The sequence below is a fragment of the Paenibacillus tyrphae genome (assembly GCF_027925525.1).
Taxonomy (GTDB): domain Bacteria; phylum Bacillota; class Bacilli; order Paenibacillales; family NBRC-103111; genus Paenibacillus_G; species Paenibacillus_G tyrfis_B.
The window spans coordinates 135,325-147,568 of the sequence record NZ_BSDJ01000001.1; the positions used below are offsets into that span (position 1 = coordinate 135,325).

Annotated in this window: 13 protein-coding genes and 1 other annotated feature; of the genes, 6 read left to right on the forward strand and 7 right to left on the reverse strand. The window is 60.2% G+C overall.

Annotation, left to right across the window (positions count from 1 at the left end; all coding sequences use genetic code 11):
• Positions 1-150: 150 nt before the first annotated feature.
• From QMG93_RS00625 to QMG93_RS00635, 3 genes are all read right to left on the reverse strand, one after another.
• Complete coding sequence (locus tag QMG93_RS00625) at positions 151-2,394, reverse strand: heavy metal translocating P-type ATPase (RefSeq protein ID WP_281932966.1); 2,244 nt, start codon at positions 2,392-2,394, stop codon at positions 151-153.
• 100 nt (positions 2,395-2,494) lie between these two features.
• The gene (locus QMG93_RS00630; protein ID WP_010493235.1) at positions 2,495-2,695 is read right to left on the reverse strand and encodes a copper ion binding protein; all 201 of its coding nucleotides are present in this window, start codon (positions 2,693-2,695) and stop codon (positions 2,495-2,497) included.
• Positions 2,696-2,708: 13 nt separating this feature from the next.
• Complete coding sequence (locus QMG93_RS00635) at positions 2,709-3,032, reverse strand: metal-sensitive transcriptional regulator (RefSeq protein WP_036686215.1); 324 nt, start codon at positions 3,030-3,032, stop codon at positions 2,709-2,711.
• 377 nt (positions 3,033-3,409) lie between these two features.
• Here QMG93_RS00635 and QMG93_RS00640 point away from each other — a divergent pair, with 377 nt between their 5' ends.
• The 6 genes from QMG93_RS00640 (at position 3,410) to QMG93_RS00665 (ending at position 10,052) form a co-directional block, all read left to right on the forward strand.
• Positions 3,410-5,005 carry an ABC transporter substrate-binding protein gene (locus QMG93_RS00640; protein ID WP_413789248.1) on the forward strand — a complete coding sequence of 532 codons (1,596 nt, stop codon included), beginning with the start codon at positions 3,410-3,412 and terminating at the stop codon, positions 5,003-5,005.
• A gap of 25 nt (positions 5,006-5,030) precedes the next feature.
• Entirely contained in the window at positions 5,031-6,017 is a 987-nt protein-coding gene (locus QMG93_RS00645; RefSeq protein ID WP_281932968.1) for an ABC transporter permease, read from the forward strand.
• A complete protein-coding gene (locus QMG93_RS00650) occupies positions 6,014-6,883 on the forward strand; it encodes an ABC transporter permease (protein WP_281932969.1) in 870 nt (289 codons plus the stop codon). Before QMG93_RS00645 ends, QMG93_RS00650 begins: the two co-directional genes overlap by 4 nt.
• A 48-nt stretch (positions 6,884-6,931) precedes the next feature.
• The gene (locus QMG93_RS00655) at positions 6,932-7,885 is read left to right on the forward strand and encodes an ABC transporter ATP-binding protein (protein WP_281932970.1); all 954 of its coding nucleotides are present in this window, start codon (positions 6,932-6,934) and stop codon (positions 7,883-7,885) included.
• Positions 7,875-8,489: an ABC transporter ATP-binding protein gene (locus tag QMG93_RS00660; protein WP_281932971.1), complete on the forward strand. Its 615-nt coding sequence runs from the start codon at positions 7,875-7,877 to the stop codon at positions 8,487-8,489. Before QMG93_RS00655 ends, QMG93_RS00660 begins: the two co-directional genes overlap by 11 nt.
• A gap of 99 nt (positions 8,490-8,588) precedes the next feature.
• Positions 8,589-8,812: a binding site (T-box leader), on the forward strand.
• A gap of 67 nt (positions 8,813-8,879) precedes the next feature.
• Positions 8,880-10,052, forward strand: a complete 1,173-nt coding sequence (locus QMG93_RS00665; protein WP_281932972.1) for an aminotransferase class I/II-fold pyridoxal phosphate-dependent enzyme — start codon at positions 8,880-8,882, stop codon at positions 10,050-10,052.
• A 27-nt stretch (positions 10,053-10,079) separates the two neighbouring features.
• Here QMG93_RS00665 and QMG93_RS00670 read toward each other — a convergent pair whose 3' ends face one another.
• The 4 genes from QMG93_RS00670 to QMG93_RS00685 form a co-directional block, all read right to left on the reverse strand.
• Positions 10,080-10,229, reverse strand: coding sequence for a DUF3658 domain-containing protein (locus QMG93_RS00670; protein WP_281932973.1), 150 nt, complete (start codon positions 10,227-10,229; stop codon positions 10,080-10,082).
• A 23-nt stretch (positions 10,230-10,252) separates the two neighbouring features.
• Positions 10,253-10,894 (reverse strand): DUF1835 domain-containing protein, encoded by a 642-nt coding sequence (locus QMG93_RS00675; protein WP_281932974.1) that lies wholly within the window; start codon positions 10,892-10,894, stop codon positions 10,253-10,255.
• The gene (locus QMG93_RS00680; protein ID WP_281932975.1) at positions 10,891-11,601 is read right to left on the reverse strand and encodes an HD domain-containing protein; all 711 of its coding nucleotides are present in this window, start codon (positions 11,599-11,601) and stop codon (positions 10,891-10,893) included. Before QMG93_RS00680 ends, QMG93_RS00675 begins: the two co-directional genes overlap by 4 nt.
• Before the next feature lie 135 nt (positions 11,602-11,736).
• The gene (locus QMG93_RS00685) at positions 11,737-12,240 is read right to left on the reverse strand and encodes a phosphotransferase (RefSeq protein WP_281932976.1); all 504 of its coding nucleotides are present in this window, start codon (positions 12,238-12,240) and stop codon (positions 11,737-11,739) included.
• Positions 12,241-12,244: the final 4 nt, after the last annotated feature.

A 12,244-nucleotide genomic window follows, 5' to 3' on the forward strand; every position in this document is an offset into this window, starting at 1 on the left:
CGCTGCGCAACCAAAGCATTCTTCCGATCGCTGTTGTTCCCGGATTTCCGGATTATGCAACCCCTCTTTAGGTTGAAATCCGGAAACAAAGGCGAACACTTCGTTTCTACAGAATGCTTTCGGTTGCTCCACTCGTTATTCACCAGACTTTTAGAGCTTCACCTTCTGCAATCGGAGCGCGTTGAGCACCACCGACACCGAGCTTAGCGCCATCGCGGCTCCCGCCACCCACGGGGCAAGAAAGCCCAGCGCTGCGATCGGAATACCGAGCGTATTGTACGCAAGCGCCCAGAACAGATTTTGCTTGATGTTGGCCATCGTTTTCCGGCTCATCGCCGCGGCGTCCGGCAAGCGGATGAGATCGCCCTGCATGAGCGTCACGTCGGCCGCTTCGATGGCGATGTCCGTCCCCGTGCCGACGGCGATCCCGACGTCGGCCGTCGCAAGCGCCGGCGCATCGTTGATGCCGTCGCCGACCATGGCGACCTTGCGCCCTTCCGCCTGCAGCTTCTTGACTTCAGCCGCCTTCCCTTCCGGCAGCACCTCGGCCAGCACGCGGTCGATGCCTACCTGGCGGGCGATCGCCTCCGCCGTCCGGCGGTTGTCGCCGGTGATCATGATGACCTCGATGCCTCCCTGCTTCAAGCGGGCAATCGCTTCTTGTGACGTTTCTTTGACCGCGTCGGCTACCGCGACCATGCCGGCATACTGCCGGTCCACGGCGATCAGCATGGCGGTTTTGCCTTCCGACTCCAGCCGCTCCATCGTCCCCTCGGCCTGCGCGAATTCGATCCCTTCGCGCCGCAGCAGCTTGCGTGTGCCGACCAGCACCTCGCGCCCTTCGACGACGGCGGCGATGCCATAGCCCGGAATCGCTTCGAACCGCTCCGCTTTGGAGAATGCGATGCCTTTCGAGCGGATGCCTTCCACAATCGCTTCCGCCAGCGGGTGCTCGGATTGCTTCTCTGCGGCAGCGACCAAGCGCAGAACCGTCGCTTCGTCCGCAGCTTCGATGCGCACATCGGTCAGCTCCGGTTTACCTTTGGTGACTGTTCCGGTTTTATCCAGCACGATCGTATCGATCCGGTGCATCGATTCCAGATGCTCTCCGCCCTTGAACAAAATCCCGAACTCCGCCGCGCGGCCCGATCCGGCCATGATGGAGGTCGGCGTCGCGAGCCCCAGGGCGCAAGGACATGCAATGACGAGGACGGCGATCGCTTTCTCCAGCGCATTGGCGAATTCGCCCGGAACAACCGCAAAATACCAGATCAAAAACGTAAGCACCGCAATCCCGACGACGATCGGCACGAAGATGCCGGAGATCCGGTCGGCCACCCGCTGGATCGGCGCCTTCGAGCCCTGCGCGTCTTCGACGACCCGGATGATTTGCGCCAGCGCCGTTTCTTTGCCGACCTTGGTCGCTTGGATCCGCAGGCTGCCGTTCCGGTTGACGGTGGCGCCAATGACGGCGTCGCCCGGCTTTTTCTCAACCGGAATGCTTTCGCCGGTCAGCATCGATTCGTCGACCGCCGACATGCCGTCGAGGACGAGGCCGTCAACCGGAATTTTCTCGCCCGGCTTCACCAGCACGACGTCTCCAGCCAACACCTCTTCCACCGGCACGCTCAGCTCGACGCCGTCGCGGACGACAAGCGCCGTTTTGGCCTGCAGGCCCATTAGCTTCTTGATCGCTTCCGAGGAGCGGCCCTTCGCCAGCGCCTCGAACCATTTGCCCATCACGATCAACGTGATCAGCACGGCGCTCGTCTCGTAATACATGGAAGGCATGCCATGGTGCGACAGGGAGCCGGCCGCGGCCCATTCCAGCGTCAGATACAGACTGTAAAAATAAGCCGCCGACGTGCCCAGCGCGACGAGTACGTCCATGTTCGCGCTCTTGTTGCGCAGCGCTTTGTAAGCTCCGGTATAGAACGGCAAACCGATGATGAACTGCACCGGCGTCGCGAGCGCAAGCTGCACCCACGGATTCATCAGCGCTTCCGGCAAGTAAATCCACGAAGTGAACGAAAAGTGGCTGACCATCGCCCATAGCAGCGGGAACGAAAGAATGGCGGAGAAGATCAGCTTCGTGCGGTGGGCGGCAATTTCTTTTTGCCGGTGGTCGCCGTCGTCCTGCCGCTCCTCCTTCAGCCCCGCTTTGTAGCCGAGCTGCTCGACCTTCCGGATCATCTCGTCAACCGATACCGCCTGCCCGGAGTATTCGACGTGGGCTGTCTCCAACGCAAAATTCACGGTCGCTTTCCCGACGCCGGGCAGCTTGTTCAAGCCCTTCTCGATCCGGTTCGCGCAGGCTGCGCAGGTCATGCCCGTAATGGCAAGCGAGGCTTGCTGCTGATCCGGCTGCTGTTGTTGTTCCAATCGCTGTTCCATAGCTAAGCACCTCTCCTCAATATACCCGTATGGGGTATATTTTAATCAAAAAAAGAGAGCGGCCGGAGCCGCACCTCGGCAAAACCCGGTGAATCGCGGATTAAACCACGTCGTAGCCTTGGTCTTCGATCGCGGCTTTGATCGCATCCGGATTCGTTTTCGACTCCTCATACTGCACTTGAACGGATTTTGCGGCCAAGTCGACCTTGCCGGTTGCGCCGATGTTCTTCAAAGCGCCCTCGATGGAATTCACACAATGATTGCAGGACATGCCTTCGACTTTTAACGTAATGGTTTGCATAGGGGATCTCTCCTTATTTCATTAATTTTTGGATGGTGGTAAGCAGCTCTTCAACGACTTCGTGCTCGCCTGCTTGAATGCGTTCGATCACACAGGACTTCATATGACCTTCGAGCAGCAGCTTGCCGACGCCGTTCAGTGCCGATTGGATCGCGGCGATCTGGTTAAGGACGTCGTCGCAATACGTGTCTTTCTCGATCAAGCCCTTCACACCCCGGATCTGGCCTTCGATGCGGTTCAATCGCGTGATGAGGTTGGCTTTGACTTTATCGGAATGATGGCTTTTTCTCTCGCTGTCTGTGGAGCAGCAATGTTCCGCCTCCGTAATGTTATCCATTGTGTTCCCTCCTCTTGGTTTCATATTACTATACCCCCCTACCCTATGTCAACGGGTGAATTGCATTTTTTTTCAAGCAGCCGTCCTGCTTTAGTTTTCCATTTCCTACGCTATTCTAAACCGGATGATAGCTTAAGGCGCCTCGAAAATAAGGCTGCATTTCCCTGATTCGGGGACGACCGCTTCCTTCAAGACAGCTGCGAAAAGTCCAACGGGTGCGCAAATCCGACCACGGCGCCCTTCCGGCCGACTTTTTTGTACGTTCGTAGTGACTCCCCCTATAGCGTGTGCTACAATATTATTTAATCGTAACACGATAGAGAAAGACGATAAGATAACTACGGATTTGGAGTTGAGAAAACGTGAACAAGCCCGCAATGCTCAGGGTGATCGTATGGGGACTTATCCTTGGCCTGATCTTAACCGGATGCACCACCCCGACCGCTAAAAAGGAAGAACCACCGGTTGCCGCCACGAAGGACGAGTTAATCTTGGCCGTCGGCTCCGAGCCGGAAGCCGGCTTCGATCCGACCACCGGCTGGGGACGGTACGGCTCGCCGCTGTTTCAAAGCACGCTGCTGAAGCGCAATGCCGAAATGAAAATTGTAAACGATCTGGCCACCGGCTACGAGGTAAGCGGCGACGGGACCGTATGGACCGTCAAGCTGCGGAACGACGCGAAGTTTTCCGACGGCAAGCCGGTAACCGCCGCCGACGTGCAGTATACGTTCGAAACGGCGTCCAAAAACGGCTCCATTATCGATCTCACGAATATGAAGAGCGTCGAAGCCGCGGACGACGCCACAGTCAAGTTTACGCTCAAGGAGCCGCAATCGACGTTCCTGACGCTGCTCGTGCAGACGGGCATCGTGCCGAAGCATGCCCACGGCCAAGACTACGCCCAGAAGCCGGTCGGGTCCGGACCGTACAAGCTCGTGCAATGGGACCGGGGCCAGCAGGTCATCGTCGAGGCGAATCCCGATTATTACGGGCCGAAGCCGTTTTTCAAAAAGCTGACGTTTCTGTTCGTGAACGAAGATGCCGCTTATGCCGCCGCCAAGGCCGGAAAAGTGGACGCCGCTTACATCCCCGCCGCCTTCAGCAAGCAGCCGGTCGCCGGGATGCGGGTCGAAGCCGTACATACCGTAGACAACCGGGGCATCGTGTTCCCTTATCCCCGTTCCGGGAGTACCACGAAGGACGGCAATCCCATCGGCAACGATGTAACGGCCGATATCGCGATCCGCAAAGCCGTCAACACGGCGATCGACCGCAAAGCGCTCGTCCAAGGCGTACTGGAAGGGCACGGCACGCCGGCCTACACCATCAACGACGGGTTGCCCTGGTGGAATCCGCAGACGGTCACTCCCGACGTCGATGTCGAAGGCGCGAAAAAGCTGCTCGCGGAGGCGGGCTGGAAAGACGCCGACGGCGACGGCATCTTGGAGAAGGGGGCGCTCAAAGCGCAATTCCCGCTCATCTACCCTTCGGGCGACGTGACGCGGCAATCGCTGGCGCTCGCTGTGGCCGACATGCTGAAGCCGGTCGGCATTCAAGTCAACGTCGATGGCAAGAGCTGGGACGATATCAAGAAGCTGATGCATTCCAGCGCCGTCATGATGGGCTGGGGCAGCAACGATCCGCTCGAAATGTACAACGTATACAGCAGCAAATACCGCGGCGTCGAATATTACAACAACGGGTATTACAGCAATCCGACGGTCGATGCTTGGATGGACAAGGCGCTCCGGGCCACGAAAGAAGAGGACGCCTGGGAATTTTGGAAAAAAGCCCAGTGGGACGGTACGACCGGCGTCAGTGCGCAGGGCGACGCGCCATGGGCTTGGCTGGTCAACATTGACCACCTGTATCTGGTCAAGGACAAGCTGGATATCGGGAAGCAGCGCATTCATCCGCACGGCCACGGCTGGCCGGTTACGGACAATATCGAAGAATGGAAATGGAACAACTAGGCCCGGAAAATGAGGTTATGAGACGATGCGCAGCTTGCTTACGTTTTTAGGCTTGAAAGCGGTCCGGCTGGTCACTTTGCTGGCGGCAATCAGCGCGATTTCCTTCGTGCTCGTCAGCGCCTCCCCCATCGATCCGATACAAGCCTACGTCGGGGCCGACATGATGCGGGTGAGCCCGGAGCAGCGGCAGCAGATCGCCGAGCATTGGGGACTCGACAAGCCGCCGGCCGAACGTTTCGCGAGTTGGGGGACGGCCCTGCTGCAGGGCGACCTCGGCACCTCGATGATTTACCGCCGGCCGGTGGCGGAGGTGATCGGAGAGCGATTCGCAGGTTCGCTGGCGCTGATGTTCGCCGCCTGGCTGCTGTCCGGCCTGCTCGGCTTTGCGGCAGGCAGCTTGGCCGCGATGAAGAAAGATACGTGGATCGACCGGCTGATCCAATGGTACTGCTATACGCTGGCCTCCACGCCCGCGTTCTGGATGGGCTTGCTGCTGCTTCTGCTGTTCGGGGTGTGGCTCGGCTGGTTTCCGGTGGCGTTGGGCGTCCCTGCCGGGGTGCTGGCTCAGGAGGTCACGTGGAGTGACCGGGTGCAGCATATGATCCTGCCCGCGCTGACCTTAAGCATCGTCGGCATCTCGAACATTGCGCTGCACACGAGGCAAAAGCTGCTCGATGTGCTCGCCAGCGACTACGTGCTGTTCGCCCGGGCCCGCGGCGAGCGCGGCTTCCGGATGTTCCGGCGGCACGGCCTGCGCAATATCGCGCTGCCCGCCCTGTCGCTGCAGTTCACCGCGTTCAGCGAGCTGTTCGGCGGGGCGGTTTTGGCCGAGCAGGTATTTTCCTATCCCGGCCTCGGACAAGCCACCGTCGAAGCCGGGCTGCGGGGCGACGTTCCGCTGCTGCTCGGCATCGTGCTGTTCAGCGCATTGTTCGTGTTCACCGGCAACTTGATCGCGGATCTGCTCTACCGCTTGGTCGATCCGCGAATCCGGGAGGGACGGGCGTTATGAATAAACTGCAAACGTCCAGCGGCTCGGCGCACTTTCGCCCCCGGGTGCGGCTCGGCCGGAGACATCGAGCGCTGATCGCGGCGATCGGCGCGGCCGTGCTCATTCTGGGAACCCTGCTCATCGGGCTGCTGCTCAGCCCGGACAACTTGTCCACCCGGCTGGAGTGGCGCAATCTTCCGCCGTCGCTGCAGCATCCGTTCGGCACCGATTGGCTCGGACGCGATATGTTTACCCGCACTCTCAAAGGCCTTGCGCTAAGCGTGCAGGTCGGCTTGATCGCCGCCGCTTGCAGCGTGGTCATCGCGACGGCGCTGGGGCTTATTGCCGCGACGATGGGCCGGACGGCCGACCGGATCGTCGCATGGCTGATCGACTTGTTCTTGAGCGTGCCGCATCTCGTCACGCTCATTCTGATCGCATTCGTCTGCGGCGGCGGCATGCGCGGCATCGTGATCGGCGTCGCTCTGACGCATTGGCCGAGCTTGGCGCGGGTCATCCGCGCGGAGGTGCTGCAGCTGCGCAGCGCCGAATTCGTGCAAATTTCGCGGCGGCTCGGGCAGTCCCGCTGGCAAGTAGCGACGCGGCACATGCTGCCTCACCTGCTGCCACAGCTGCTCGTCGGGCTGCTGCTGCTGTTCCCGCATGCGATTCTGCATGAAGCCGGCGTGACGTTTATCGGCCTGGGCCTGTCGCCGCACCAGCCGGCGATCGGCATTATTTTGTCCGAGTCGATGCGGTATTTGTCGACCGGCATGTGGTGGCTGGCCGTCTTCCCCGGCCTCTGCCTGCTGATCGTCGTCCGGGCGTTCGACCGGGCCGGGGAAAGTCTGCGTCTGCTGCTCGATCCGCGGAACCCGCAGAGCTGAAGTACATCCGGCCCCGCAGCATGATACGAAGAGGAGGCTCGGCGCAACGTGTCTGAATCTATCCCACAAAATATTCATGTCCCTGTACTTGAAGTGAACGATTTATCTGTCGCTTTCACGCGGTACGACCGCGGACTGCGGCAGTCCACGGTCGAGGTCATCCACAGCCTGCACCTCAAGATCGGACGGGGCGAGCTGCTGGCGGTCGTCGGATCGAGCGGCTCCGGCAAAAGCCTGCTTGCCCACGCCATCCTCGGCATCTTGCCGGACAACGCAGCCGTCTCCGGGACGCTGCGGTACGAAGACGAGCCGCTGACCCCTGCCCGGCAGGAGGCGCTGCGCGGCAAGGAGATTGCGCTGGTGCCGCAATCGGTCAATTTCCTTGATCCGCTAATGCGGGTAGGCGATCAGGTGCGGAGCTCGGTCCGCGAAGGCGATGCCAACGCCGCGGTCCGACGCATCTTCGACCGCTACCGTCTTGCCCCCGGGACCGAGCGGCGGTACCCGTTCCAGCTGTCGGGCGGCATGGCGCGGCGGGTGCTCGTCTCGACGGCGACGTTCGGCGGCCCGCGGCTCGTCATTGCCGACGAGCCGACGCCCGGTCTCGACCCCGCGGCGGTGCGGGAAACGCTAAGCCGGTTCCGCGAGCTGGCGGATGAAGGCTGTGCCGTGCTGCTCATCACTCACGACATCGAGTCGGTGCTTCCCTTCGCGGACAACGTTGCCGTCTTCTATGCCGGGACGACGGTCGAAACGGCGCCCGCCGGCGACTTCTCCGGCGACGGAGCGCGGCTGCGCCATCCGTACAGCCGGGCGCTCTGGCAGGCGCTGCCGCAGAACGGCTTCACGCCGATCCCCGGCGTCCAGCCGCATCCGTCCGCGCTGCCGCCGGGCTGCTTGTTCGCGCCGCGCTGCGCCGCAGCCGGCACGGATTGTAGCCGCGAGCGGCCGGCGATGCGGGAGCTGCGCGGCGGGACGGTGAGGTGCATCCATGCGACTTGAAGCGCGAGGCCTCGGGTACCGGCGCGGCCGGGACGCATGGCTGTTCCGGGGTGTCGACTTTACGTTAACGCCGGGGGAAATGACCGGCCTCGTCGGTCCGAGCGGCTGCGGCAAGACGACGCTCGGCCGGCTGCTGGCCGGGTATGAGGAGCCGCCAGAAGGACGCATTACTATAGGCGGCAGCCCGATCCCGCACAGCGGCTATCACCCGGTGCAGCTCGTGTTCCAGCACCCGGAGAAGGCGGTGAATCCGAAGTGGCCGATGCATCGCGTCCTGCGCGAAGGCGGGGAGCCCGATCCCGCGCTGCTGGAGGCGCTGGGCATCGAGCAGGAATGGCTCCGCCGCCGGCCCGGCGAATTGTCCGGCGGCGAGCTGCAGCGGTTCTGCGTCGCGCGGGCGCTCGGGCCGCATACGCGGTTTCTCATCGCTGACGAGATGACGACGATGCTTGATGCGATCACGCAGGCGCAAATCTGGCAGGCCGTGCGTGCGATCGCCCGGCAGCGCCAGCTTGGCGTGCTCGTCGTCAGCCACGAGCCGGGCTTGATCCGGCATCTCTGCACCCATGTCATAAACTGGAACGAGCTTACAGGCGCGGACTGAACTTCGGATGGTCCAATGTGTTGTCGCGGCGACGCTGCCCGAAGAGATGATTGACAGCCGAAAACGACCCGTGCTATAGTACTGTTAATTTATTTTTCGTGAAAGACAACGATGGGGAAAGTAAGCACGGCGTATTTCCAAGCGACCCGGGGAAGGTGCGAGCCCGGGAAAGAAGCCCTGCCGAAAGCCACCCTGGAGTCGCCCTCTGAAGCTAGCAGCCGTAGGAGTTGGCCGGTGTTCCGCCGTTATAGGACCGAGTGGACTTCCTATGTAGTGGAGTCAACGAGGGTGGTACCGCGTGAGCAACAGCTCTCGTCCCTTTTTTGGGGACGGGGGCTTTTTTATTTGCAAATTTGCACGAACAAATCCATGTAAAGCTGGTGAATGGTTATGACTTTGAATTGGTCCGAACGCCTCTCCCCCGTTATCCGGGATATGCCGCCGTCCGGCATCCGGCGGTTTTTCGATCTCGCGTCGGAGATGACCGGCATTATTTCGCTCGGCGTCGGGGAACCCGACTTTGTGACGCCTTGGGCGATCCGGGAAACAGGGATTCAGTCTTTAAGGCAAGGATACACGATGTATACGTCCAACGCGGGCTTGCTGGAGCTGCGCGAGGAAATTGCCGCTCACCTGCATGGATTTTACGGCGTGCATTACGAGCCCCGCAGCGAGGTGCTGGTGACGGTCGGGGTCAGCGAAGCGGTCGATCTCGCTTTGCGCGCAATCGTGCATACTGGGGACGAGGTGCTGATCGCCGAGCCGTGCTACGTCTCGTACGGGCCATGCGTCACGATGGCGGGCGGCGTGCCGGTTCCGATAACCACGACGGTGGACAACGATTTCCGGCTGACCGCCGCACAGGTGGAAGCCGCGATCACGCCGCGGACCAAGGCGCTGCTGTTCAACTATCCGAACAATCCGACCGGCGCGACGATGTCCCGGGAGGACCTGCTCGAAATTGCCAAAGTCGTAGAAAAGCATAACTTGATCGTCATTTCCGACGAGGTGTACGACAAGCTGACTTACGAGGGCGAGCACACGTGCTTTGCGGCGCTGCCGGGGATGCGGGATCGGACGATTTTGCTGAACGGCTTCTCCAAGGCGTACGCCATGACCGGCTGGCGGCTCGGATACGCTTGCGGCCATCCCGAAGTCATCGCCGCGATGACCAAAATCCATCAATACACGATGATCTGCGCGCCGATTACGGTGCAAAAAGCGGCGATCGAAGCGCTCCGGAACGGCACGGAGGAAATGAAGGAGATGGTCAGCTCGTACAATCAGCGGCGACGGCTCGTGCTGAAAGGCTTCCAAGAGATCGGCCTGCCCTGCTTCGAGCCCCGGGGAGCCTTCTACGCCTTCCCGTCGATCCGGCACACGGGCCTTTCGTCCGAGGCGTTCGCCTGGCGTCTGCTGGAGGAAACGAAGGTTGCGGTCGTGCCCGGCAACGTTCTCGGCTCCGCCGGGGAAGGCCATATCCGCTGCTCCTATGCCTCTTCGGTAGAAAATTTGACCGAGGCGATCGAGCGGATGGGCCGCTTCCTGAAGCAGTTCGAGTAAAACGGGCACGCTCTCGTAGGAAGCGGGCTAACCGACCGAATCCGCAAGCGTAGGCGTGGCCAGCTTTACGGCGTAATCATGCATGGCTTCCAGTGAACCCGTATAGATGAGAATGCCCCGTTCGATTAAACGGCGAAGCCGATACTCGATCCAGCTATGCGAAATCGGACAGTCCAAAGCATGAACAAGAATTTCCCCGATCAGCAGTCCGATTTTAACCCAGCCCTGGGCCTCTGCCTGTAGGTTCGGACGACCTGAACGATCGTTTCGTCGAAATAGCTTTCATCCGTCGTCTGAAGGTGACCATTCTCATAAATACGAAGCAAGCCCGCTTCTTTCACCAGTCTCCGCCAGTCTCGGATAAGCCACTCTCTGGTCCGCGGCACAAGCGGCTCCGCATTCCCGATCCACGAAGCCAATTCGTCGGGAGCGGCTTCTCCGGTATAGCGGAGCCGTCCTTCGGAAGCGACGGTGACGTTCATGACGGATACGGAAACGCCGGGCGGCAGGGAAGCAAGCACGCCGCGAAGCCCGGTTTGTTCAAAAACGTTGTCGGCTGCCCAGACCACGACAGGAACCGGATTCGCGGAAAGACGGGAGAGCCATTCCCGCCAAGCTTCCATGTTGCTTTTCAGATACGGCAAGTATTGCCGGGCCTCCTCATTGGCGATGCTTTCCCGCCAGCAAAGACGCACGTCCTCCCAATTCTGCGAGGCCGCGCAAACCGGAGGACCCGACATCAAGTCGTCTTCCCAATGAATCACCGACTTGTCGGGTCTGGTTCCCATAGCAACCTTTAAACAGCCTGCCGCTGCCTCACCGAAGACGATCTGGACCGTCATCGGGACGCTGTCTCGGCCGGAGAATCGGTCTCCCCGGCGGGATCAGGCGCTCCGTCCACGGCATCCCATTCGTTATAAAACTGCTCCAAATACCGCTCCATAAAGCGGTGGCGCTCCTCCGCCAAGGCGCGGGCGGCGTCCGTATTCATCAAATCTTTGAGCTTCAGCAGCTTCTCGTAAAAGTGGTTGATCGCCGTTCCCGGATGACTGCGGTATTCCTCCGGCGTCATGTTCTCCCTGACCGGCTGCTCCGGATCGTGCATCGGCCGGCCTTTCCAGCCGCCGTAAGCGAACACCCGGGCGATTCCGATGGCGCCGATCGCATCGAGGCGGTCCGCATCCTGCACGATCCGGCCTTCGGCGGTGCGCATCGGCTGACCATGTCCTCCTCCAAAGGACATCGTCGAAATAATGTCCATGACATGAGCGCGGTCCGCTTCGTCCGTTCCCGCTTCGGCGAGCCAGTTCTCTACCTTTTGCAGTCCGGCTTCCTTGCTCGGGTTCAGCTTTTCATCCGCTACGTCATGCAGCAGTGCCGCCAGCTCGCAGATGAACGTGTCCGCCCGTTCGACCGCCGCCAGCCGCTTGGCCGTGCGGGTTACTCGGACAATATGCCACCAATCGTGGCCGCTGCTGTCTCGTTCCAGTTCGGCTCTCGCATAAGCGGCGGCCTGCTCCAGCAGCTTTTCTCGTTTGATCGGGTCCATAAACTAGTCATCCTCTCCCAGTTCTTTATCGTCTCGCTATTGTACTACGCCTCCGAGCGGCGCGCAAAAAGGCCGCAATCGCATGGATTGCCGCCGGGTGAGAAATCAATGAATAATAGCGAAGAATAATAGAGACTACTTGCCATATCGTCTAAGATATTCGGGGTAAGCGCGAAGATGTATGTCTTTTGCCCGCTGCTGTGTCCGTTGCTTCACCTCAGGCATATTCTCCGCTTCAATGTAATCGGCAAGAACATCGATCACGTCGTCAAGCAGCTTCGCCCTAAAATAAATCTCCATCCGTTCGGATCGTTCGCGACCTTCCAAATCCATGAGCCGCTCTTCCCAAAATGGCCAATCTTCAGATCCGTATAACGGCCACAGGAACACGGAATAATCCATGGCGACATCTCCATGCACCGCTAAGTCATCCCAGTCTATCATCCAGAAACCGCCGTTTTCTTCCACCAGCACGTTGTGCCAGTTGATATCGTTATGTACGGTATCGTTCGCTTTCTTTTGAAAAGAAGGCAGTTGATGCACAAGCCGGTTTAACGTCTCTACTTCCGAATCAAACCAGTCTAACGCGTCGTCCGTCACGAAGTCCAGCAAATGCTTTTCAGATCGGATGGTCTGCAAATCT